Origin of the sequence: Luteibacter aegosomaticola (assembly GCF_023078475.1) — a bacterium.
Lineage (GTDB): Bacteria > Pseudomonadota > Gammaproteobacteria > Xanthomonadales > Rhodanobacteraceae > Luteibacter > Luteibacter aegosomaticola.
The window spans coordinates 4,414,691-4,437,101 of record NZ_CP095741.1; the positions used below are offsets into that span (position 1 = coordinate 4,414,691).

The 22,411-nt window shown below is 64.9% G+C and carries 19 protein-coding genes; 3 read left to right on the plus strand and 16 right to left on the minus strand.

All coding sequences use genetic code 11. The features are described 5' to 3' along the window. Nucleotides 1–40: 40 nt before the first annotated feature. Nucleotides 41–2,221, minus strand: coding sequence for a RelA/SpoT family protein (locus tag L2Y96_RS19795; protein ID WP_247329674.1), 2,181 nt, complete (start codon nucleotides 2,219–2,221; stop codon nucleotides 41–43). Nucleotides 2,222–2,339: 118 nt separating this feature from the next. Further along, nucleotides 2,340–2,630: a DNA-directed RNA polymerase subunit omega gene (gene rpoZ, locus L2Y96_RS19800; protein ID WP_247329676.1), complete on the minus strand. Its 291-nt coding sequence runs from the start codon at nucleotides 2,628–2,630 to the stop codon at nucleotides 2,340–2,342. A gap of 177 nt (nucleotides 2,631–2,807) precedes the next feature. Between rpoZ and L2Y96_RS19805 the strand changes: the two genes are divergently transcribed. Beyond that, nucleotides 2,808–3,638: an MlaA family lipoprotein gene (locus L2Y96_RS19805; RefSeq protein ID WP_247329677.1), complete on the plus strand. Its 831-nt coding sequence runs from the start codon at nucleotides 2,808–2,810 to the stop codon at nucleotides 3,636–3,638. A gap of 1,105 nt (nucleotides 3,639–4,743) precedes the next feature. Here L2Y96_RS19805 and L2Y96_RS19810 read toward each other — a convergent pair. The 8 genes from L2Y96_RS19810 to L2Y96_RS19845 form a co-directional block, all read right to left on the minus strand. Then, entirely contained in the window at nucleotides 4,744–5,040 is a 297-nt protein-coding gene (locus tag L2Y96_RS19810; RefSeq protein WP_247329679.1) for an STAS domain-containing protein, read from the minus strand. Next, complete coding sequence (locus L2Y96_RS19815) at nucleotides 5,037–5,726, minus strand: MlaC/ttg2D family ABC transporter substrate-binding protein (RefSeq protein ID WP_247329681.1); 690 nt, start codon at nucleotides 5,724–5,726, stop codon at nucleotides 5,037–5,039. The genes L2Y96_RS19810 and L2Y96_RS19815 overlap by 4 nt, the downstream gene beginning before the upstream one ends. Before the next feature lie 21 nt (nucleotides 5,727–5,747). Further along, nucleotides 5,748–6,632 (minus strand): outer membrane lipid asymmetry maintenance protein MlaD, encoded by an 885-nt coding sequence (mlaD, locus tag L2Y96_RS19820; RefSeq protein ID WP_247329683.1) that lies wholly within the window; start codon nucleotides 6,630–6,632, stop codon nucleotides 5,748–5,750. Between the two features lie 58 nt (nucleotides 6,633–6,690). Continuing rightward, the gene (gene mlaE, locus L2Y96_RS19825) at nucleotides 6,691–7,458 is read right to left on the minus strand and encodes a lipid asymmetry maintenance ABC transporter permease subunit MlaE (protein ID WP_247329686.1); all 768 of its coding nucleotides are present in this window, start codon (nucleotides 7,456–7,458) and stop codon (nucleotides 6,691–6,693) included. Next, nucleotides 7,455–8,267: an ABC transporter ATP-binding protein gene (locus L2Y96_RS19830; protein WP_247329689.1), complete on the minus strand. Its 813-nt coding sequence runs from the start codon at nucleotides 8,265–8,267 to the stop codon at nucleotides 7,455–7,457. Before L2Y96_RS19830 ends, mlaE begins: the two co-directional genes overlap by 4 nt. Further along, complete coding sequence (gene gmk, locus L2Y96_RS19835; RefSeq protein WP_247329691.1) at nucleotides 8,264–8,881, minus strand: guanylate kinase; 618 nt, start codon at nucleotides 8,879–8,881, stop codon at nucleotides 8,264–8,266. The genes L2Y96_RS19830 and gmk overlap by 4 nt, the downstream gene beginning before the upstream one ends. 143 nt (nucleotides 8,882–9,024) lie before the next feature. Next, nucleotides 9,025–9,828 carry a DUF4339 domain-containing protein gene (locus L2Y96_RS19840; protein ID WP_247329693.1) on the minus strand — a complete coding sequence of 268 codons (804 nt, stop codon included), beginning with the start codon at nucleotides 9,826–9,828 and terminating at the stop codon, nucleotides 9,025–9,027. 60 nt (nucleotides 9,829–9,888) lie between these two features. Continuing rightward, complete coding sequence (locus L2Y96_RS19845) at nucleotides 9,889–10,836, minus strand: AraC family transcriptional regulator (protein ID WP_247329696.1); 948 nt, start codon at nucleotides 10,834–10,836, stop codon at nucleotides 9,889–9,891. 76 nt (nucleotides 10,837–10,912) lie between these two features. On the opposite strand from L2Y96_RS19845, the gene L2Y96_RS19850 reads away from it, so the two are divergent. Next, nucleotides 10,913–11,893: an oxidoreductase gene (locus tag L2Y96_RS19850; RefSeq protein ID WP_247329699.1), complete on the plus strand. Its 981-nt coding sequence runs from the start codon at nucleotides 10,913–10,915 to the stop codon at nucleotides 11,891–11,893. A 54-nt stretch (nucleotides 11,894–11,947) separates the two neighbouring features. Here the strand turns inward: L2Y96_RS19850 and L2Y96_RS19855 are convergent, their stop codons facing one another. From L2Y96_RS19855 to L2Y96_RS19870, 4 genes are all read right to left on the minus strand, one after another. Further along, a complete protein-coding gene (locus tag L2Y96_RS19855) occupies nucleotides 11,948–12,712 on the minus strand; it encodes a DUF4339 domain-containing protein (RefSeq protein ID WP_247329702.1) in 765 nt (254 codons plus the stop codon). A gap of 78 nt (nucleotides 12,713–12,790) precedes the next feature. After that, entirely contained in the window at nucleotides 12,791–14,089 is a 1,299-nt protein-coding gene (locus L2Y96_RS19860; protein WP_247329705.1) for an amidohydrolase family protein, read from the minus strand. After that, a complete protein-coding gene (locus L2Y96_RS19865) occupies nucleotides 14,086–16,275 on the minus strand; it encodes a penicillin acylase family protein (protein WP_247329708.1) in 2,190 nt (729 codons plus the stop codon). Before L2Y96_RS19865 ends, L2Y96_RS19860 begins: the two co-directional genes overlap by 4 nt. A gap of 53 nt (nucleotides 16,276–16,328) precedes the next feature. Then, complete coding sequence (locus L2Y96_RS19870; RefSeq protein ID WP_247329710.1) at nucleotides 16,329–17,231, minus strand: LysR family transcriptional regulator; 903 nt, start codon at nucleotides 17,229–17,231, stop codon at nucleotides 16,329–16,331. Nucleotides 17,232–17,334: 103 nt separating this feature from the next. On the opposite strand from L2Y96_RS19870, the gene L2Y96_RS19875 reads away from it, so the two are divergent. Continuing rightward, the gene (locus L2Y96_RS19875; protein WP_247329713.1) at nucleotides 17,335–18,531 is read left to right on the plus strand and encodes an MFS transporter; all 1,197 of its coding nucleotides are present in this window, start codon (nucleotides 17,335–17,337) and stop codon (nucleotides 18,529–18,531) included. Here the strand turns inward: L2Y96_RS19875 and L2Y96_RS19880 are convergent. Continuing rightward, on the minus strand, nucleotides 18,477–19,502 hold the full coding sequence (locus L2Y96_RS19880; protein WP_247329716.1) for a phospholipase C/P1 nuclease family protein: 1,026 nt from the start codon (nucleotides 19,500–19,502) through the stop codon (nucleotides 18,477–18,479). The genes L2Y96_RS19875 and L2Y96_RS19880 overlap by 55 nt on opposite strands. Nucleotides 19,503–19,513: 11 nt before the next feature. Next, complete coding sequence (locus L2Y96_RS19885) at nucleotides 19,514–22,168, minus strand: TonB-dependent receptor (protein ID WP_247329718.1); 2,655 nt, start codon at nucleotides 22,166–22,168, stop codon at nucleotides 19,514–19,516. Between the last annotated feature and the right edge of the window lie 243 nt (nucleotides 22,169–22,411).

The following is a 22,411-nucleotide window of genomic DNA, read 5'->3' on the forward strand; positions in this document are numbered from 1 at the left end:
GTGGGCTCCTACGAGGAGCGGGGGGATGTCGGCGCGTGGGTCAGAGGGGGTGGCGGTAGACGCCGCTGACGACGCCGGTGCGGCGGACGCGGCGCATCACGTCGGCCAGGTGCTTGCGGCCCTTTACCTCGATGGCGAAGAGCAGCGTGGCTGCCGTGCTGTCGCGCTCGATGTATTCGACGTTCTCGATGTTCGAGCCCGCATCGGCGATCGCCGCGGCGACCGTCGCAAGGACGCCCGGGCGGTTGAGCACTTCGATACGCAGCTCGGCACGGTAGTCGCCGCTGACATCGCGATCCCACTCGATGGCGACGATGCGTTCCGGCGTCTTGCGGAACTCCGCCACGTTCGGGCATTCCACCCGATGCACGACGATGCCCTTGCCCGACGACAGGAAACCGATGATCTCGTCGCCAGGCAGCGGGTGGCAGCAGTTACCGAAGCTGAGCACGCCACGCTCGGCGCCGCTGATGCGGATCTTCTCGACCGAATGCTCGACCGTGGCCTCTGGCTGCGACTCGCGCGGGCCCATGACGCCGACGAGCTGGTTGGCGACCTGGTCCGCGAAACGATTGCCCAGCGCAATCTCGGACAGCAGTTCTTCGAGACGCTTGAACTTGGCTTCGTCGAGGAAGCGATCGAGCACGGCCGGCGGGATGGCATCGAGACTGAGGCCACGGGCATCGAGCGCGCGATCGAGCATGCGGTGGCCGAAATCGACCGCATCCTCGTGCTGCAGGTGCTTCAGGTACTGGCGGATCGCCGTACGCGCCTTGCCCGTGACCACCGCTTCCAGCCACGCCGGGTTCGGCACGGCGGAAGGCGCGGTGATCACCTCGACCACCTGGCCGGAGACCAGGCGGGTACGCAACGGCACGAGCTTCTTGTCGACGCGCGCGGCCACGGCATGGTCGCCCACGTCGGTATGCACGGCGTACGCGAAATCCAGCGCGGTGGCGTTGCGCGGCAACGAGAAAATATCCCCGCGCGGCGTGAACAGATAGACCTCGTCCGGGAACAGGTCGATCTTGACGTTTTCCAGGAACTCGGCGGCCGACGGCGTGCTGGCCTGGCTATCGGCCAGCGCCGAAATCCACTCGCGCGCACGGAGCTGCGCGTTGTTCGCCGGACCCGAATCGGTCTTGTACGCCCAGTGCGCAGCGACACCGCGCTCGGCCACCGATTCCATCTCCGAGGTACGGATCTGGATCTCGATGGGGGCGCCGAACGGCCCGAGCAGCACGGTATGCAACGACTGGTAGCCATTGCCCTTGGGAATGGCGATGAAATCCTTGAAGCGCGCGTCCACCGGCTTGTACAGGCCGTGCACGGCGCCCAGCGCCATGTAGCAATGCATGGCCGTATCGGTGACGACGCGGAAGCCGTAGACATCCATGAGCTGCGCGAACGACTTATGTTCGTTGCGCATCTTCGAATAGATGCTCCACGGGCTCTTGATCCGGCTCACCGCACGGCCGGGGATCTTATCCGCGGCAAGACGGCCCTCGAGCGCCATCTCGATCTTGGCCATGGCTTCGCGGCGGTTGCCCAGCGCGGCGCGGATGCGCTCGCCGATGATCCGGTGGCGGTCGGGATACAGGGCCTTGAAGCCGAGATCCTGCAGCTCCGCCTTGAACTTGTTCATGCCCAGGCGCTGCGCGATCGGCGCGTAGATCTCCAGCGTTTCGCGCGCGATGCGGCGGCGGGAAGAACCATCCTTCGCCCCGAGCGTGCGCATGTTGTGCAGGCGGTCGGAAAGCTTGATGAGGATGACACGCAGGTCGCGCGCCATGGCCAGCAGCATTTTGCGGAAGCTTTCGGCATCCGCTTCCGCACGGCTGGAGAAACGCATCTTGTCGAGCTTGGTGACGCCATCGACCAGCTCGGCCACGGTTTCACCGAACGCGCCGGCGAGCTCCTCGCGGCTGAGCTGGGTGTCCTCGAGCGTATCGTGGAGGATCGCGGCGATGATGGTCTCGGCATCCAGGCCAAGCTCGGCAAGCACCTGCGCGACCGCGACCGGGTGCGTGATGTACGGCTCGCCGGATTTACGCGTCTGGCCTTCGTGCGCGAGCGCACCCACCAGGAAGGCACGGCGGATACGCAGCACCTGTTCTTTCGGCAGGTACGCACCCACGCGCTCTTCCAGCGCCTGCACATAGGCGGGCACCGGAGTGTCGTCGGAGACGTCGGTCAGTTTTTTCGCAGGGATGACTTCCATGGGATGCCTCGCGCCTGGAATCAGGCGGCCTGGCCTCCCACGCGCGGCCTCAGGAGCCGCGCTTCAACAACGTGCGCAGTGAGCAGATGAACGCAGGGTCGACAGGGACCCGACGTCATCAGTCATCTCCGCCCTTCGAGAGGTCGTCGTCCACTTCCGTGGCGGCCCACTCGAGGGCTTCACGCTCGGCGCGCTCGCGGGCGGCCTTGTCGATCTCTTCGATCATCTGCTCGTTGACGCGACGATCGGCGATCTCGCGCAGCGCGACCACGGTCGGCTTGTCGCTGCCCGGATCGAGGGTCGGTTCAGCGCCCTTGGACAGCTGGCGAGCACGCTTGGTCGCCATGAGCACGAGCTCAAAGCGGTTGTCGACTACCTCGAGGCAGTCTTCGACAGTAATACGGGCCATTTCAAATCCTTGACAACAAAGACACTTATGACCGTGCAGTTTAGCGGCCCGGCCCATTGGCTGTCCATTGGGGTGGGGGGTATCATGACGGGTTAGGGCCAGGCAGGACGGGCGTTAGTGCAAATAATAAAACCAAGCGGTACACTAAAGTATCGCCCCACCCCCAGAGTCACCCCGATGGACCCCAAGATCAACTTCAAACGGCTGGTTCGCCATGCCCTCGGCCTGGCGGCCGTGGCCCTGCTGGCCGCCTGCCATGTGGCGCCGCCCCGTACGGACGACCCGAACGAGCACATGAACCGCAAGGTTTATGCGTTCAACGACAAGCTGGACAAGGCGATCATCCGCCCGGTGGCCGTGGGCTACCGCAATGTCACCACCCCGGGCGTGCGCACGGCGGTGAGCGATTTCTATACCAATATCCGCCTGCCGATCACCATTGGTAACCAGCTGCTCCAGGGCCGTCCGGGCCAGGCGGCGGTGACCACGGGCCGCTTTATCGTGAACCTGGGCATCGGTTTCCTGGGCTTCAAGGATCCGGCGAGCATGCTGGGCATGCCGCTGTACGACAGCGACTTTGGCGTGACCCTGGCTCGTTGGGGCGTGCCTGAGGGCGAGTACCTGGTCCTGCCCTTCGTGGGCCCGACCACGGTCCGCGATGTCTGGAAGCTGCCGGTGGATAGCTATTTCTTCGATCCGCTGAGCTATCTGTCGCGTAACCACGATTTCCACCATGGTGAGTACTACGTGCCGTCGGCGCTGTACCTGGTGACGTTGCGTGCGCGTGCGATCGATGCGGAGAGCTTCCTGGCGTCGGCTTACGATCCGTATGTGTTCATGCGTGATGCGTATCGCCAGCAGCGTCTCTATCAGATCTACGACGGTAATCCGCCGGAGGATGTGATCGAGAAGATGCAGGGCGTGGGCGATAGCAAGGATTTCGACCCGGATGAGCTCCTGAAGGAGCAGCATTCCTGGGAGAAGCAGAACGGGCAGAACCCGGACTGACCCCCTCGAAAAGCCCGGCTCCGGCCGGGCTTTTTTGTTTTTGGCGGCTCGATAGGGCTCGCCTTCGGCTTCGCGGAGCTCGGCTTCGCCATCGCCTTAGCGCTCGGACGTTTCCGGAAAGAGCCCTTGGCGCCCACCCTCGCTGCTCAGACAAGTCTCCAACGTTCGAAGGGGATGCCCCTCCGGGGCCATGTATTTGATTGGCCTACGGCCGCGAACCGGCGCGCGGACGGGGGTTTGAAACTCGCCTTCCCTGGCTCGGTTTCAAACGACCGGCCATCCATGGCCGGCCCCGCCTGCGGCGGCTGTTCCCGTCCGCCCACCTCGTCTCCGACAACTCGCCTCGAGGGTGGGCGCCAAGGACTCTCGGACACACTGAGGTTGCTCGGTGCGAAAGCCACCGCCGCCAGCACGCCTGACCTGGCGGCGTCCCGCACCTGACAAACAGCCGAAACACCCGCCCGTAGGAGCCCACCCTGTGGGCGACATCTTTCGCCTCAGTGCTCAGGCCCTGTCGCACGGCATGATCGATCAGGGGCCAAACGCCGCAAGATCCGGAGTTTGCCGCGAACGGCGTCGCCCACAGGGTGGGCTCCTACAGGAACGTCGCGGGCACGTCGGTGCGTTTGAACCTCGGGCGATAAGGCCGGCCGCGACGGCCCCGTTGCCGGCTCTCCTCTCACGAAACCTCAGTGACTCGGAGAGTCCTCGGCGCCCACCCTCGAGGCGAGTTTCGCAGGCGAGGGCGACGGGCGGGAACAGCCGCCGAAGGCGGGAGCGGCCATGGATGGCCGCTCGTTTGAAACCGAGCCAGGATGGCGAGTTTCAAACCCCCGCCCGGCGACCGGTTCGCGGCCGTAGGCCAATCAAATACATGGCCCCGGAGGGGCATCCCTTTCGAACGACGAGGACCTGTCTGAGCAGCGAGGGTGGGCGCCGAGGGCTCTTCCCGGAGACGTCCGAGCGCTACCGCGATGGCCAAAGGCCGAGCCAGCCCAACGCGATGCCGAAGGCGAGCCTTATCGGGCAGCCACAAAAAACCCGGCAACGTGGCCGGGTTTTTCGCGCAGGGCATCGCGCGCAAGCGCGCTCCTACAACGGCGGGTTAGATCAGCGAGCTGACGCCCGAGACGCGGGCCAGGGCTTCGAGGCCTTGGGGGACGTTGGTGACCTTCAGGTCGCGGCCTTTCTGGCGCGCGTGCGCCAACAACGCCAACACCGTGGCCAGGCCTGCGCTATCGGCCTGGGTCACGCCGGACAGGTCCAGCGTCGACTGGTTGCCGCGCTCGAGCGCCGCGCGGCCCGCCTCCAGCGCCGACGCCGCCGTCGCGAACGTCAACGCACCGGAGACCGCGAGGGCCTCCGGTGCGTCGGCCAGCTGATACGACGCCGACTGGATCACTTGCCGCCGGCCGCCTGGCCGCCGCCGGTGTCCTTCTTCATCTCGTCGATAGCCGCCGAGCCCTTCTGCTCCAGATCGGCCGTGAGCTTGTCCAGGCCTTCCTTCTTGATCTCGGCATCGACCTGGTTGCGGTAGTTCGTGATGTACGAGATACCCTCGATGATCACGTCATACGCCTTCCAGTCGCCGCTCGCGCTCTTGCGGAACGCATAGTCGACCGACACCGACTTGCCGTCATCCAGCATGACCTGGGTACGCACCACGGTGCGCTTGTTGTTCAGGTCGCCCGAGAACGGGAGCACCTTCACGCGGCCGCGGGTGTAGTTGAGCAGGCCTTCCGCATAGCGGTGGGTGATCGAGTTGTAGAACGCCTTCGCAAAGCGCTCGCGCTGCTGCGGCGAAGCCTTGGTGGCGTTCTGGCCCAGCACGAGGATGGACGCGTAATCGATATCGAAGTGCGGCAGGAAGGTGTCGTCGATAACGGCGATCAGCTTTTCCTTGTCGTTCTTCAACTCAGCCTGGTGGCCTTCGATGGCCTTGGAAAGGTCATCGGAGATCTGCTGGACGACCTGCTGGGGCGACTGGCCCTGGGTGGCAGCCGCCGGGGCGGCATCCTGGGCGAACACGGGGGCGGCCGCGACCGTGCCGACGGCAAGGGCGATGGCGAGGGAAAGCTGACGCAACATGCAGGTATCTCCTGGCCCGGCTTACTTCTTGCCGGCGTTATCGGGTTGGGCGCCGCCCTGGCCATTGCCCTGGGCGTTGCCGTTGTTTGAACTCGGCGAGCCGTTCACAAGGAACTTGCCGATCAGGTCTTCCAGCTGCAGCGCGGACTGCGTCAGCACGAGCTGATCGCCATCCGCCAGGTATTCCGGCGACCCGCCGGGCTGGATCGCAACATACTGGCTACCGATCAAACCGCTTGTGAACACCGCAGCGGCCGAGTCATCAGGTATCTGGGAGTAGCGCTTGTCGATCGCAAGGGTCACCGTGGCCTCGACCGCACCCGGTTTGACCACCACGGATTCCACGCTGCCGATCGGCACACCGGCCATTTTCACCGCCGCGCCAGCCTGGAGGCCGCCGATGTTGGTGAAATCGCCCGTCACATGGAAGGTCCCACCCAGGCGATCCGGGGCGCTGCCGCCGCCGAAGAACTTGCCGAGCATCTCCTCGAGCTGCTGGGCCGGGCGGGTAAAGGCGAGCTCACCGCCCTCCTTCACCGGGTTCTTCGAGTGGCCGAACTGCAGGCCGATGTACTGGTCGCCCAGCAGGCCGCTGGTGTAGATCGTGGCCACGGAATCGTCCGGGATGTCCTTCTGGGCATCGTCGATGGCCAGGGTGACCTTGGCTTCTTCCTTGCCCGGGACGAGCTCGATAGCCGACACGGAGCCGACGCGCACGCCGGCGACCTTCACCGGGGCACGGACCTTCAGCTGGCCGACATTGGCGAAGCGGGTTTCCACGTTGTACGTGGAACCGCCGTGCTGGTTGGCGACGGACGTGGTCTGGGTGGCCAGGTAGGCCAGCGCGGCGAAACCAAGCACGATGAACAGGCCGGTGCCGACGGCATAGGAACGTCTCTGGGTCACGGCACGATCCTCGAGGTAGATGCGAAAAGGGTGGTGTTCATGGCGGGCCTCCGTGCCTTCAGATCAGGAACGAGGTAAGGACGAAGTCCAGCGCCAGGATGGCAATGGACGAGGCGACCACCGTGCGCGTGGTGGCGTACGCGACGCCTTCGCTGGTGGGCGGAGTGGTGTAGCCCTGGAACACCGCGATCAGCGAGACCACGATGCCGAAGGCAAAGGACTTGAGCAGCACGCCATTGATGATGTCCTTGTGGACATCGACCGCCGCGGTCATGTTCGACCAGAACGTGCCGTTATCGATGCCCAGCCAGGTGACGCCGACCAGGTGGCCGCCGAACACGCCCATGGCACAGAACACCACGCCAAGCAACGGCAGCGCGATGACGCCAGCCAGGAAGCGCGGCGCGACGACATAGGCGATCGGGTCGACCGCCATCATTTCCATCGCGTCGAGCTGGTCGGTAGCGCGCATGAGGCCGATTTCGGCCGTGATCGAGGTACCCGCGCGGCCAGCGAACAGCAGTGCGGTGACCACCGGGCCGAGCTCGCGGTAGATCGCGATAGCCACGACGGTACCCGTGGCGGAGGTGCCACCGAAGATCGAGAGCACGTCGTAAAGCTGCAGGCCCAGCACCATGCCGACGAACAGGCCGCAGGTCATGACGATGGTGAGGCTCATCGCGCCCACGAACCAGATCTGCCGGATGGTCTCGCGGCCATGCTTCAGGCTGCGCGGGATCGCGGCGAGGATCGTGAGCAGGAACAGGCCGCTGGCGCCGATCTGCGCCAGGCTGCGGGTCACGACATTATCTTCCCTGGCTGTCATGCCTTGCCTCCTGGGAAACCCAGCGCCGTGGCGTAATCGCCTGCCGGGTACTGGAACGGAACGGGGCCATCGGCCTGGCCGCCGAAGAACTGCGCCGTCCACGGCGAGCCATCGTTGACCAGCTCGTTCGGCGCGCCCTGCGCGACGACCTTGCCGTTGGCGATAAGGAACACGTGGTCGGCCACCTTCTGCACCGCGGCCAGCTCATGCGCCACCAGGATGCTGGTGATGCCGAGGGTCTCGTTGAGCGTGCGGATGAGCAGCAGCACCTGGTTCAGCGCGATCGGGTCCAGGCCGACGAACGGTTCGTCGTACAGGATGAGCGCCGGGTCGAACACGATGGCACGGGCCAGGGCCACGCGGCGGGCCATGCCGCCCGAGAGTTCGGTGGGCATGAGCCGTGCGGCACCGCGCAGGCCGACGGCCTGCAGCTTGTTCAGCACGATGTTGCGGATGAGTTCTTCCGGCAGCTTCGTGTGCTGGCGCAGCGGGAAGGCCACGTTCTCGAACACATCGAAATCGGTGAGCAGCGCGGAGTTCTGGAACAGGTAGCCGATGCGCTCGCGCAGCTCGAAGAGCTTTTCGCGCGAGAGCTGGGGCACGTTCTCGCCGTCCACTTCCACCGTGCCGGCATCGCCGCGCATCTGCCCGGTGATGTGTTTCAGCAGCGTGGTTTTACCGGTACCGCTGGGGCCCATGATGGCCGTGACCTTGCCGCGCGGGATATCGAGATCCAGCGCGTCGAAGATGGTCTTGCCATTGAGCACCGTGGTGAGGCCGCGTACGCGGACGATGGCGTCGTCGGTCATGGGGCGAGCAGTTCCTCGATCAGTGCCTCGTGGCGTTTCGCCGCCCACTTCGCGCGGAGGCGGACGGCACGGACGATCGACTGCAGGTCGGCCAACGCATCCTCGAAACGATCGTTGACGATGATGTAGTCGAACTCGTGCGCGTGCGCGATCTCCTCGCGGGAGTTGAACAGGCGGCGTTCGATGACGTCCGGGGCGTCTGAACCTCGACCACGCAGGCGGCGTTCAAGTTCCACGCGCGAAGGCGGCAGGATGAACACGCTGACGCAATCGGACTTGCCCTTGCGGACCTGGCGGGCACCCTGCCAGTCGATCTCGAGCAGCACGTCGGCGCCGGTGGTGAGCTTTTCCTCCACCACGGTGCGCGAGGTGCCGTAGAGATTGCCGTGGACCTCGGCGTGCTCCAGGAAGATGCCATCGGCGATTTCGCGCTCGAAATCGGGCCGCTCCACGAAGAAGTAGTGGCGGCCGTACTGTTCGCCCACGCGCGGCGGGCGCGTCGTGTGCGAGATGGACAGGGAGATCTGCGGTTCGCGCTCGAGCAGCGCATTGACCAGCGTGGACTTGCCCGCACCCGAGGGGGCGGCCACCACGAACAGGGTGCCGTCGCTCATCCGCGGGAATCTCGTTGGGGGGTCATGGCTCTTTCCCGAAACGCAAAGCGGGATTGTAGCCGGAATCGTGGCCGGACGGCCTTGCGCTGGGCTTTCGCGGCCAAAAAGCCCCCGGCTGGCGGGGGCTTGCGTAGCGGGTGGCCTTAGTTCGCGTGGCCGAACATGGCCAGGCCGACCAGGAGGGCGAACATCATGCACAGGCCGATCCAGCCCAGCACGAGCCACCAGAAAACCGCCTTTGGCGCAGGCGGGGTGTCCCGTCCGGTGGTCCGCCAGCGCGCCACCCAACTCATCTGCCCCTGCAGGTAGTACACGGAGAAGAAGAACAGGGTGATGTTGCCAATGTCCGGCACAAGTCCGTAGGCAGGCAGCTTTTCACGCATGGACCGGGCCATGGAGAAGAAAGCGATAAACCGCAGAACGATGGAGGCGAGCGCCATCAGGAACACCATGCCCACATAGGCCATGGCCCCCGCGATCGCACCGGCATCGGGCGCCCCTTCAGTCGAGTGGTTCAGCACCACGCCAAGCATCAGGAACCAGGCCACCGGCAGGATGCACAACGAAATCACCAGCCACAGCATGGCCCGGCTCGAGGGGTCGATCTTCTTGATCCACGACGCCTGGATGAACTGCCAGACGAGGCCGAGCAGGCCACCAACGAACAGGTCGATGACGAACAGCCCGGCCCAGTGGAAGTCCGGCGGCGGCGTGAGTTCGTTGCGATGCCCCGCAGCCATGTCGCCAAACGGCGCACCGGCCAGCGGCGGCGGCACGGCGATACCCAGCAACACATGCAGCGGCTGCCAGTCGGCCATGCCTTCGCGCCAGCCCAGCGCAGTGGCTTCCACCTTCCCTTCCGCGATCCACGCACGCAGCGTGGCCTCGTCGTACGGGCCAAAGCGTTCGCCGTTACGGCCGACCCAGATCTTGTTCGTGTCCACCATGCCCCTGTTCCTCGCCGGCGTGTCTGCAAGCGCGAGTATGCCGAAGCCGTACGGCGTGCGTCACGCTAAGAGTGGCGCGGCGGCGGACGGCGTGTAACGCGCGGGAGAGACACCGACGACACGCTTGAACGCATGGCTGAAGGCACTCTCGGAACCGTAGCCCAGGTCACGAGCCAGCGTTGCCACCGGTACGCTGCCACGCTGGAGGGCCTGGCAGGCGAGGCGCATGCGCCACTCGGTCAGGTAGGTGAGCGGGGCCGTACCTGAGACCTTTCGGAAGTGCTCGGCGAAGACCGTGCGCGACATGGCGGCCAGGCGGGCCATCTCGTCCAGACGCCAGTCGCGGCCAGGTTCGGCGTGGACGCGTTTGAGCACCGGCGCCAGGCGTGGATCAGCCACGGCGCGCAACCAGCCGGGCGGCAGCAGGTCGCCGCTGGCCATATGCGCACGCAGGATCTGCACGAACAACAGGTGCGCGAGCTGAGCCTGTGCAAGACCCGCGCCCGGGAGAGCACCGCTGCTTTCCTTCACCATCTGGTCGATCAGCCAGCGCATGGTCGTCGCTTCGGTGGTGTCGCCCTTGATGTAAATCCATCGCGGTAACGCGGCCAGAAGCATGGCCTCGTACGCGGGATGCACCCTCACGTGGCCACCGATTTGCAGGGTCTCGGTACCTTCGTTGAAAGCAACGAGACGGCTGGGTCCGTGCCATTCGAACTCGCTCGCATGGCGTGCCGGAAGATCCGGATCGCTCGCCAACACGAACGAAAGCGGCGCGGCCACGAGAATGACATCGCCTTCGTCCATGTGGATGTCCTGCGGTTCGCCATCGATACGCATGACAACGTGCCCACGCGCCACGGCAAAGAACTTCAGCTTGTCGGGCGGCGGGAAGCGCACAGCCCAGTCGCCGCCCGCGGTAAAGCCGCCGGACATCACCGATTCGAACTCGGCGAGGCGCAGGATCGAGGTAATCGGGTCATCGGCCATACCCGTACGATTGCGCATGCATGACGTACTTTCAAGCATTCATCGTCCGGGAGGGCGCCCCTATCTTGGTAAGGCACCCACTCAGGAGCCTCCCATGCAGTCCCCCCTCCCCTCAGGATTCAACGCCGCCAGCACCGCCGCCGACGTGATCGCCGGCCATGACCTCACCGGCAAGACCGCCGTCGTCACCGGGGGCTACGCCGGGCTCGGCCTGGAAACGGCGCGTACGCTGCGCAATGCCGGTGCCCGCGTCATCGTGCCGGCTCGCGATATGGCCAAAGCCCGCCAGGCGCTCGATGGCGAAGCCGGTATCGAAGTGTTGCCCATGGACCTGGCCGACCCGGCCTCGATCGATGCATTTGCCGCCACCGTCGTCGGCCGTGGCGAACCGCTGCACTTCCTCATCAACAACGCCGGCGTGATGGCCTGCCCGCTCGAGCGTGATGCACGCGGCTATGAACGCCAGTTCGCCACCAACCACCTGGGCCACTACCAGCTCACCGTGCGCCTGTGGCCGGCGCTGCGTCGTGCTAACGGCGCGCGGGTGGTTTCGGTATCGTCACGCGGCCATCGCTACTCACCGGTCGTGTTCGACGATCCGCATTTCGAGCGTCGCGACTACGATCCGTGGCTCAGCTACGGGCAATCGAAGACCGCGAATATCCTGTTCGCCATGGGCGTGGATGCGCGTGGCAAGGCCGATGGCATCCGCGCATTCTCGCTGCACCCGGGTGCGATCGTCACCGACCTCGCCCGATACATGAGCATTGAAGACATGCGCAACTTCGGTGCGATCGACGACGAGGGCAAACCGGTGGTCGATATCGAACGCGGCATGAAAAGCGTGGCGCAAGGCGCGGCGACCAGTGTATGGGCCGCCACCTCAACCAAGCTCAACGGCAAGGGCGGCCTGTATCTGGAAGACAGCGACGTAGCGCCCATCCTCGACGACGCCACGGTTGCCGCGGAGGACCTGCGCCACATGCACGGCGTGCTCCGCTACGCGATCGACCCCGATGCCGCCGATGCACTGTGGGAACTGAGCGAACAACAAACCGGCGCCAAACTGGCATAAAACCAGCTCTTGTAGGAGCGCGCTTGCGCGCTCCTACAACAGCCTTTAGCCCGGCTAGACGTGGATGGCATGGAGCGCTACCAGAACAAGGAAGCTGGCCACGGTCAACGGCACACCGACGGCCCACACCGCGAGCTTCGATACATCGCTCTCGCGACTGCCCCCTTGCAGGGCGCGATCCACCCAGTTCATCTGCGCCTGCAGGTAGAACGTGCTGAAAAAGAACAGGGTGATCCCGCCGATCTCCGGACTCAGGTCGTGTTTCGGCAGCACGCGGCGCATCGATTCCGACATCGAGAACACGGCGATGTAGAAGAACACGAGCTGGCTCAGTTTGATCGCGATGGTCAGAAGCCCCAACACGTGGGTCGTTCCCGAAGGGGCATTTGCCATGGTCATGGGCAACCGCAGGAAGAAGTCCACCGCGATGCATCCGATAGCCGCCAGCAGCCAGCCACCCGAACGGTTGCGCGGGTCGATGCGTTTCACCCAACTGGCCTGGACGAAGGACCAGATCCACATCCCGATGCCAAAGGTCACCACGGTGATCAGCACGAGCCAGAGCCAGTGTGGACCGGTCGGCGGGGGTATGGCCAGGTCGGCCGTCTGTGCCGTTGGTGGTGCTGAAAACGGCGGCGCTGATGCCGCCGCCTCGGGAAACAGCTCACGCAACGATCGCCATTCGGGCATGCCTTCACGCCATGCCAGGTCGTCCGGCGTGGCCGTGCCATCCGCCAGCCATGCCAGGATCTGCGTCTCGGCATACGGCCCGGCTGGCGCCGACCCGCGCCCGAGCCACCACTCGTTCGTCTCGCTCATGGTTCCTTCCCCCTTTCCTTGTACGAAGCAGTATGCCGTAACCCACCGACCTGCTAACACCGTCCTTGCAGCAGCGCGCTAGGGTTTCTTGTAGATGGCGCCGCCTTTCATCACGAAGGGGACGTTCGACAGCACCGAGATATCCTTCGTGGGATCGCCTGGCACGGCGATGATGTCGGCATCCAGGCCGGCTTTGAGCTGGCCGATGTGGTCTTGCTGGCGAAGGACTTTCGCATCTACCGCCGTCGCGGCGAGCAGGGCTTTGACCGGCGTCATGCCGTCGCGGACCATCCACTCCAGTTCTTTGTAATTCGTGCCGTGGGGGAAGACGCCCACGTCACTACCCGCACCGATGGTGACGCCGGCGGCCAGCGCCCGCTTGAACGCCGTCGCGGAGGTCTGCATCGACTCGGTCGGCGCGGCGCCCGGCTTCCAGCCGCCGAAGTATTCGGCGTACGCGGCACTGGCCTCCAGCGTCGGCATGTAGGCCACGTTGTGCTTCTTCATCAACGCAAAGACTTCGGGTGTGCCGTCGTAGCCGTGTTCGATGGTATCGACGCCTGCCATCACCGAGCGGCGCATGCCTTCGGCCGTGCTCGAGTGCACGGCCACCGGCAGGTTCAGCGAATGCGCGACCTCCACGGCCACATTCAATTCGTCCTGGGTCAGCGTGGGCGATGAGCCCTTGGCCTTGCCGCAGTGGTAATCCGCATACAGCTTGATCCAGTCGGCGCCGTGCGCGGCCTGGTCGCGCACGGCATCAGTCATTTGCGCCACGCCGCTCACGGGGATCGCACCCTGCGGCAGATCCATGTCGTCGCGGAAGCCAAGCGGTCCCGGTCCATAGCAATGCGCGGCGACCGTGGCACGCGTGGCGACGAACAGGTGCGGACCGGGGATGAGCCCCTTGTCAATGGCCTTCTGCACGTCCACGTCAGCGTAGCCGGCGCCTTCCGTGCCGAGGTCGCGCAGAGCCGTGTAGCCCGACATCAATGTATCGCGCGCATGTTTCACCGCTTCCACGGTGCGGAACGCGAGCGTCTCCTTCAGCACCTGGTCGTTCCAGAGCGTCTCGTTGTACGGGTGCAGGAAGATGTGCGAGTGGGCATCGATCAGGCCCGGCAGCAGCGTCATGCCCGGAAACGTGAGCGTCTCGGTGCCCGCCGGCGCGGCCACCTGGTTCTCCGGGCCTACAGCGGCGATCTTGTCGCCCTGTACGAGCACTACCCAGCCACTGTGCACCTGTTCGTCGCGCGCATCGAACACCCGATCGGCCTTGAGCAGTACCGGGTGGTCGGCGGGCTTCGGCATATCGTCGGCATGCGCGGCCACGCTCAGCGCGAGGCCCATGGCAAGGGCAAGCAGGGTCTTCTTCATGGCATGGGGTCCTTGTCACCCGGGTGGTATTCGCGTTCCACGTGGCCCTTCAGGTCGTCGGGCCAGAAGTACACCTTGCGCAGGTTGCCGGTGGTGTAGCGCTCGGCTTCGTCGTTGAAGTGTTTCGATGCGGGGTTACCGCTTTCACCGCCCGCCGTGATGGCACGTGCGCTCACCTTCGGCCCAAACTCCACGACGGCGACAAAGCTGTTGCCACTGGTGCCGTAGTAACGCTTCGTGCCCGGCCAGCGGTGCGCGCCGAACGAGGCGAGCGAACCCCAGCGCGATGAGGTGAACGGCACCGGGAGGCTCGGCTTCGCATCGTCGAACACCTGCGCGATCGCGGCATCGTTGCGCTGGTAGCGGTTGACCTCGCCCCACGGCACACCCCAGCTACCAAAGTCCCTCTCCAGACGGTCCACGGCATCGGCAAGCGCCTGCAGGCGCGCCTGCGGTCCGGCCTTCTCGGCCATCACGTCGTAGATGCTCAGGCCTTCCTGGGTATCGTCCTTGCTGACCTTGTCCCAGAGGGTGTCGCCCCAGAACACGGCAAGCGTGGTCGGCATGGAAGCGATGCCCCAGCGGTAGTCCCACGCGCGCAGCAGGCCGACAGGGCCACGCAGCTTTTCCTTGAGCGGGTCGCTGTCGGGTAGCGCGTCGTAGTCCCTGATAAGCACGGGCAACTGACGTTCGAAGGCAGGGAGATACGAGTCGAACGCGGCGGCGAGCAACGACGCCTGGGTGAAATCCTTCTGCCCGGTGAGCACGCGCGTGGCGTGGATGCCACGGGGGTTTTCGCCCACGGAATCCATGTATTTCGGGAAATCCGCCTGCTTCGGGCTATCCGGGCCGGCCGCGGAGTACGGCCAGTCGTTGGTGTTGAAGATCCAGCCCGTATTCGGGTTGAACAGGCGCGGCGCTTTGTCGAGCGGGAGCAGCGTTTGCCAGTCCGTGGCCGGATCGCTCCCGTCCACCGGCTTCGTGTAGTCGAAGCGATCATCGCGTTTCGGGATGAACTGCGGATGCAGGTACGCGATATTGCCCTTGTCGTCCGCGTAGATGGTGTTGTTCGAGGAGTTCGCCTTCAGCTCGGCGACCTTCATGTACGCCGCATAGTCGTTCGCCTTCGTACGCAGCCAGCTCTGCTGCAAAGCGTCCAGCGGCTTGTTCATCAGCGCGAAGGCGATCCACTTATCGCCCTGCGTGCGCACGATCGGGCCGTGGTGCGTCGCGTAAGTCGTGAAGTGGCGATCGCCCTGCCCTTTCACTTTCACCACGATCTCGCGCGTGCTCACCGGCCGAGTCGCCTTTCCATAGCGGTAGGTGAGCTTGTCGCCCTGCTTCACGATGGTTTCGGCGAACTCGTCCACCACGTCGATACCAGAGGACGTATGCATCCAGCCGATGTGCTTGTTGAAGCCCTGGTAGATGAAGAACTGGCCCCAGGTCACCGCCCCGTACGCGTCCAGGCCCTGGTCGCTCGACATCTGCAGTTCGGAGCGGAAGAAGAACGAGGTGTGCGGGTTGATGAGCAACAGCGCGTGGCCATCGGCGGTGAGCTTCGGTGCGATGGCGATGCCATTGGAACCCGTAGGCTCCCACCAGCTCGACGGCGGCGTGACCTGCGCGAGCGCGCCCACCGGATCCTTACCGTAGAACGCCTGCAGATCCTTCGTCGATACGCGCTCGATGTCGCCGCCAATGCTGCCTTCCGAGAAGCTCAGCGCCATCCACGGCTCGAAATGGGTGATGACACGCGGGTGCACGTCCGGGTGGCTGGCGAGGTAGAAGTTCAGACCATCGGCCCAGCTTTCCATCAGCGCCTTCAGCCACGACGGGCTGCGCGCGTACATGGCCTTCAGCTGCGTATCGTCGATGAAGAGCTTTTGCCGCAGGTCTTTCCAGATTGCCGATTCGCCTTCGACCTCGGCCAGGCGGCCCAGCGATACAAGGTAATTCGTTTCGACCCGGTTGAAGTCGTCCTCAGCCTGCGCGTAGGCCATGCCGAAGACCGCATCGGCATCGGTCTTGCCGTGCACATGGGCGATGCCCCAGTCGTCGCGGGTGATCGAGGTGGCGGCGGCTTCGCGTTGCCAGCGGGCCTGTTCGGCGTCGGCGGCATGCACGCCCGTCGCGATGAGCGAGGCGACAACCACGGCCAGCGCGGTGCGGTGGAATCCAGACATCTTCAGTAACCCCTGACGGATCATCGATCCTAGCCCGTCAGGGCGCGTGGCGGTCAAGTGCCAGCAGGCAAGCGCGTGCGCAGGCGTGGCGCGGCGAAATCCAGGAAGGCGCGCAGCTTCAACGGCAGTGGCGCCTGCCCGCGGTGGACCAGGTGGATCGGCAGCGGTGCGGCCTCGTAGCGTTCGAGCACGCGCTGCAACGTGCCGGCCTGCAATGCCCCCGCGACCTGATAGGAAAGCACACGCACGAGGCCGACACCCAGCAGGGCCGCATCGATCGCGGCCTCGGCGGTATTCACCGTGAGCCGCGACGGTACCGGCACCGCGACCTGCTGCTTGCCTTCGCCGAACACCCAGGCCCGCTGCGATTCCAGCACTTCGAAACTGATGCACTCGTGCCTGGCGAGGTCATGCGGTGCCTGGGGTGTGCCGTGCGTGTCGAGATAGTGCGCGCTGCCGCAGACCACGCGCCGCACGTTGCCGACGCCCATCGCCATGAGGTTGCTATCCGGCAATTCGCCAATGCGGATCGCCGCGTCGACCTGCTCATCCATCAGGTGGACGATGCGGTCGGTGAGCACGAGGTTCACGCCGATTTCCGGGTACTGGGCGAGGAAGGCCGCCACGACCGGCACCACATGCAGGCGGCCGAAGACCACGGGCGCGGTGACGACGATTTCCCCGCGGGGCGCGGCGTACTCACCCTTCGCCGCGCGCTCGGCTTCACCGACGTCCTCCAGGATCCGCCGGCACGCGGCGACATAGGAGGCCCCCGCCTCGGTCAGCGAAAGCTGGCGGGTGGTGCGCAGGAGCAGGCGGGTATGCAGGTGGGCTTCGAGCGCGGCCACCTTGCGGCTTACCGTCGCCAGCGGCACGCCCAGCTGGCGGGCGGCGGCCGAGAGGCTGCCGGTATCGGCCACCGCGACCAGGATGGCCATGGATTCGAGCTGGTTCACGGTCGGTCTACCACTTTCTGGAAGAATGCTTCCCGATCCTGCCAGATTCTCTTGCCCAGCGCCCATCCCTATCTTCCCCGGCATCCCCTTCCAGGAGCGTGCCGTGAGGCTGAAGATTTTCATGATGGCGGTGGTCGCCGGTGCGGTGATCACCAACCTGTATTGCGTGCAGCCGATCCTGCCGCTGATCGCGGGTGGCTTCCATGCCAGCCTGACGGCGGTCGACCTCGTCGCCGGCGCGGCGTTGCTGGGTTTCTCCACTGGCCTGGCCCTGCTCCTCCCGCTGGGCGATCGCTACGACCGGCGCATGCTGGTGATGGCGCAGATTGTTGCCGCCTTCCTGCTCGATATCGTGGCGTTGTTCGTCCCGGACATCTGGGCGCTGGCCGCGGTGTCGTTCGGCATCGGCATGGTCAGCTGCGTGCCGCAGCAACTCGTGCCGTTCGCCGGCGCCATGTCGCCACCGAGCGAGCGCGGCCGCAACGTCGGCACGGTGGTGAGCGGGATCATGGTCGGGATCCTCGTCGGCCGCACCATCGCCGGTGCGGTCGGCCAGGCCTACGGCTGGCGTGCGGTGTATGGCGTGGAAGCCGCATTGATGGTGCCTTCGGGCATCGTCGCGCTCTCCATGCTGCCGAAGGGCGTGCCCTCGACGAACCTCTCCTATGGCCGCCTGCTCACTTCGCTATGGCCGCTGATGCGCGATAACCGGCCCATCCGCGAATCGATGCTCGTGCAGGCCTTGCTCTGGGCGTGCTTCAACGCGTTCTGGGTAAACCTGGCCGCGCTGCTAGCGAACGGGCCATGGCACCTCGGCAGTGCGTGGGCGGGTGGCTTCGGGATCATCGGTGCGGCCGGCGCCTTCGCTGCGTCACTCGGCGGACGTATCTCGGATCGCAAGGGCACGCGTTACGTGGTCGGCCTGAGCATTGGCACCGTCACGCTCGCTTATATCCTGCTTGCGGGCGCGAACGCTTCGCTCGCCCTGCTCGTCATCGGCGTCATCGTGCTCGACGTCGGCGTGCAGGCCGGCCTGGTCTCGAACCAGACCCGCGCCTTCGCCGTGGACCCGAAGGCGCAAGGCCGGATCAACAGCCTCTACATGACCGCCACCTTCCTTGGCGGCGCGGTCGGCACGGTCGTTAGCGGCTGGCTGATGAGCCGGTTTGGCTGGGGTGGCGTGGTGGCACTCGGGCTCTTGCTGGGTGGCCTCGCCGCGCTCTTCCATCGGCGCGGCGCGCCCCGTCAGCCGACCTTGGGCGAACGGTCAGCGGGCGCGGAGCCGGTCTCCGGGTTGTAAGCCGGGTTGGCGCTATCGGTGGGACCAGGCACGTGCGGCACGCGCGGCAACGCACTTTCCTTCCATGCGCGGTAGACAAGATCGCGCAACATCGCCGCGCCAGCCGCCGTGCGCTGGTAAATCAGCTCGCGTGCTTCGGTGTCTTTCGGATCAAGCCAGGCGCCGCGCTTGTCGAGCTGGTAGACCTTTTCCACGCTTTCGCCGGACTTCGAGAGGTAGGCCAGCACGGCGTCGAAGACATCGCCATCCAGCGGGTTCACGGCGGGCACCTTGGGCAGGAGGTCCTTATCGCTCAGGCCAATGCCATCGACGAAACCACTCTCCATGCGGCCGTGGATCTTCGGGTCACGGGTGTAGTCCTTCGGATCCGGGCCTTCCCAGCCGTTGTGGTGGATCGTGACGTGCAGCGGCTGCGCGCCATCGCCCACGTAGTGGCCCATCCACGCCACGTACATCGCGCACGCGGTTTCGATGTTGGCCGTGCTTTCCCCGTGCGCCTGGCGCTCGCGGTACGAACGGAAGCCGGTGACCAGGTGCCCATACACTTCGACGAGCGCGTACGGCAACGTCCCGGTCCAGCGCACGTTGGTCTTCACGGCCGCCGGATCATGTTTCGCCGCCAGCCGCTGCTGCTCCTTGTCCAGCGCGATGATGAACTCGAAGCGCGAGCGCGGGATCGGATGCATGAAGGCAAACTGTTCCTGGAACCAGCCATGGTTCGGGTCTTCTTCCATCTTCGAGAACGGCGTGGCGTCATCGCGCCAGTCATCGGGGAGCGTGGAAGAATCCTCGATCAGGCTGAGGTAGTTGCGCAGGAACACCGGGCCATCCGAAGGCAGGCTTTCGACGGCGGTACGGTCAATCACCGCGTGGCCGCGGTGGCCCCAGCCAAGGGCGGGGCCAGCGACGACGATGAGCGCCACGGCGATAGCGGTGGCGAGGCCACGGGCACGTTGGGACGAGATCTTCATGCGGCGCCTTGTCAGTTGAGGTCGTACTTCACGTGGAGATAGTACGTGCGGCCGTAGTTATTCAGGTTGCGCATGTACTGGTAGTGGTCGCCCAGGGTCTCGTACTGATCCTTGCCGAACAGGTTGGCGGCGCTCAGCGAGGCCGACCAGTGGTCGTCGAAGGTCGTATCCCACGAGGCATCCGTCACGTAGCGCTGGCGGAAGCCACGATCCTGCCACGGACTGGCGCCGATGGTAATCAGGTAGCGGTCGGTGAAGTTCTCGGTGACGGTGAGGCGGCTGCGCAGCGCCGGCACCTGCCAGGTCAGGCCCAGGTTCGCGATATTCCGCGGCTGGTTGAGCAGCTGGTAGATCGTGCGCGTGCCGCTGGCGCTCGAGTACTGCATCTTGCCGTCCATATGGGTGGCGTTGAACATGGCATCGAAGCGCTGGCCCCACACATCCATGTCGCGGCTCACGAAAGAGAACTCCACACCCTGAACCTGCGACTTGTCGACGTTCTCGGGCGTGACGATCGTGACGAGCTGGCCCAGCGCATCGGTCGACTCTTCGCTGACGCTGACGATGTCGGACTGGATGTTCTTCTTGAACCAGGCAAGCGAGGCGTAGGCCTTGCCATCGTTGAAGTAGTGCTCGATCGAGGCGTCCATGTTGAAGGACTTCTCGGGCTTCAACGCCGGGTTGCCGCGCGAGATGGTGCACTCGGCATCATCACCGCAGGTTTCGACCTCGGCCTGCGCGATGTTCGACGGCACCGGGCGGCCAATGGTCCGGCTCAGGCTGACGCGCACGTTGGTGTCATCGGTGACATGGGTGGTCACGTTCAGCGACGGCAGTGGGTAGTGGTAGCTGCCATCGCTCTTGGCCCGGCCGGCGACCACGCCGTTGTTGATCTGCGGCGTATCCGCCACATACGTGGTGTCGTCGTAACGCACGCCGAGCACGGCTTCGACGATGGGCGTGGCGTAGTGTAGGGAGAGGTAGGCGTCCTTCACCTTCTCCTTGTAGCCAAAGTCCGAAGCCAGGCTGTTGTACAGCGACGAGGCCTGGTTCACAGGCAAGGTGGACCAACCACCGTTGGCCAGGAACGAAGGCAGGTCGAAGAACGGCAAGGCGTACTGCGCCTTGGGATAGTTCCAGCCCGGGTTGTACACGGTGTTGCTGAGGTTGGTGCCGGTGCCGTAGATCGTCTGCGTGTAGTCCGTCGCGACGTTCATCAGCTTGTATTCGGCGCCCGCAGCCAGGCCGAAGCCCTGTGCGCCCGCCTCGATATTCTTGGCAAAGTCCAGGCGCACATCGCCAAGGCCGGCCGTGGCCTGGGTCTGCTGCTGGTTGGCGCTGCTCACCTTGTAGACCGAGTTGGTGATGATCGACGGATCGGCCAGCGAGGTCATGTTGAAGATCTCGCCGCGGCTATCCGAGGCGTAGTTCATCGTCGGGTCGCCGTTCGGCGTAGCCGTCAGTTTCATGTTGGCCTGGTCGACGTTCACCCGGTCACGGGTGTAGCCGGCCGTGAAACGCAGCACCGAGTCATCCTCGCGCCATTCGACATTGCCAATGAGGCCACGATTGTTACGCGCCCAGTTCTTGTTACCGAAGATCACATTGAGCGACTGGAGGGGCGTACTGCCGGAGATGGCCGTCTGGTTCGCGACCGACTTGGCCGCATCGAACTCATAGCCATTCTCCGTGCGCTGCTCTTCCATGCCGTAGCCAAACGCCATGAGCGAAGCCTTCAGCGGGCCGTTGGACGGCCACCACTCGAGCTTCACCGAGCCGCCGTACGTCTTGATCCGGCGGTTATCGGCGTAATACGCCACGTTGTAGGGCGCGGCAAGGCCGTTCCAGCCGCTGGCCGCGTTGGGTCCTGAGATGTTCGCGCCCGCATCGTTGTAGAAGTACTGGGTGGTCTGGAACAGCTTGTTCTGGTTCGCGTTGTATTCCTGGTGGCGCGCGGAGACGGTGATGCCGAACTCGTCATTGCTGCCGAAGATGGTGGAGTACTTCGCGTTCACGCCATCGCCGAACAGGGAACGGGTCTTCGGCTGGGCGTTGTGGCCGTTGTCGTTCTCGAGGTCGTGGTGGTTCACGTTGGCATCGATATGCAGCGAGTTCTTTGCGAAATCGAACGCGCTATTGCTTACCAGGTTGATCGCGCCGCCAATCCCGTCCGGGTTCTGTTCGGCCGAGAACGTCTTGTAGACGTCGATGCGGTCGGCGATATCGCTGGGGATAAGCTGCAGGTTGATCGAGCGGGCACCGCCGCCCTCATCACCCACGGAGGCCATCGTCATGCCATCGAGCGTGGTGCTGTTGAGGTTCGATTCGATACCGCGCACGGTGATATAGCGCGGCTGGTCTTCATCTCGCGTGACGCTGACGCCCGGCGCCAGCAGCAGGCGCTGGGCCACCGAATCCTCCTGCGCGTGCACCTGGATGCTGTCGCGGTCGATCGAGTCGACCAGGACACTGGCGTTCTTTTTCTTCGCCAGCTCGTTGTCGTTCACCACCGTGGTGGCGGCAACGCTCACGCCATCCAGCGTGGTCGTGTCCTTCGATGGCTTCTTCTTCGATGCGTTAGCGTCAGCCGCCGTATCGGCGTTCGTCGCGGCATCCGTGTCGCCAGCCCGGGCATGCGGGGTAGCCAGTGCCAGGCCTATCGCCATGGCAAGCAAAGCCTTTCCCGGGGCACGGGACGGCATACGAACAAATCGCATCAGGTCGCTCTCGCATCGGTTTAGATCGATCTAATTTGATGGGAGTCGATGACACGCGGCTTACACGCACGCACATCACATCAGCGAAAACTAGGCTGATATGCGAGGGAGTGACGTGGGTAACACTTTCGGCCTTATGGACGTCTACACGTCGACGGCCATGACCTTGGGCACATGCCGCATCGTGCCGCG

Coding starts and splice junctions, on each gene's coding strand:
- L2Y96_RS19795 (WP_247329674.1), bottom strand. CDS start 2,221: ATGGAAGTCATCCCTGCGAAAAAACTGACCGACGTCTCCGACGACACT.
- rpoZ (WP_247329676.1), bottom strand. CDS start 2,630: ATGGCCCGTATTACTGTCGAAGACTGCCTCGAGGTAGTCGACAACCGC.
- L2Y96_RS19805 (WP_247329677.1), top strand. CDS start 2,808: ATGGACCCCAAGATCAACTTCAAACGGCTGGTTCGCCATGCCCTCGGC.
- L2Y96_RS19815 (WP_247329681.1), bottom strand. CDS start 5,726: ATGTTGCGTCAGCTTTCCCTCGCCATCGCCCTTGCCGTCGGCACGGTC.
- mlaE (WP_247329686.1), bottom strand. CDS start 7,458: ATGACAGCCAGGGAAGATAATGTCGTGACCCGCAGCCTGGCGCAGATC.
- L2Y96_RS19830 (WP_247329689.1), bottom strand. CDS start 8,267: ATGACCGACGACGCCATCGTCCGCGTACGCGGCCTCACCACGGTGCTC.
- gmk (WP_247329691.1), bottom strand. CDS start 8,881: ATGAGCGACGGCACCCTGTTCGTGGTGGCCGCCCCCTCGGGTGCGGGC.
- L2Y96_RS19840 (WP_247329693.1), bottom strand. CDS start 9,828: ATGGTGGACACGAACAAGATCTGGGTCGGCCGTAACGGCGAACGCTTT.
- L2Y96_RS19845 (WP_247329696.1), bottom strand. CDS start 10,836: ATGCGCAATCGTACGGGTATGGCCGATGACCCGATTACCTCGATCCTG.
- L2Y96_RS19850 (WP_247329699.1), top strand. CDS start 10,913: ATGCAGTCCCCCCTCCCCTCAGGATTCAACGCCGCCAGCACCGCCGCC.
- L2Y96_RS19855 (WP_247329702.1), bottom strand. CDS start 12,712: ATGAGCGAGACGAACGAGTGGTGGCTCGGGCGCGGGTCGGCGCCAGCC.
- L2Y96_RS19860 (WP_247329705.1), bottom strand. CDS start 14,089: ATGAAGAAGACCCTGCTTGCCCTTGCCATGGGCCTCGCGCTGAGCGTG.
- L2Y96_RS19865 (WP_247329708.1), bottom strand. CDS start 16,275: ATGTCTGGATTCCACCGCACCGCGCTGGCCGTGGTTGTCGCCTCGCTC.
- L2Y96_RS19880 (WP_247329716.1), bottom strand. CDS start 19,502: ATGAAGATCTCGTCCCAACGTGCCCGTGGCCTCGCCACCGCTATCGCC.
- L2Y96_RS19885 (WP_247329718.1), bottom strand. CDS start 22,168: ATGGCGATAGGCCTGGCACTGGCTACCCCGCATGCCCGGGCTGGCGAC.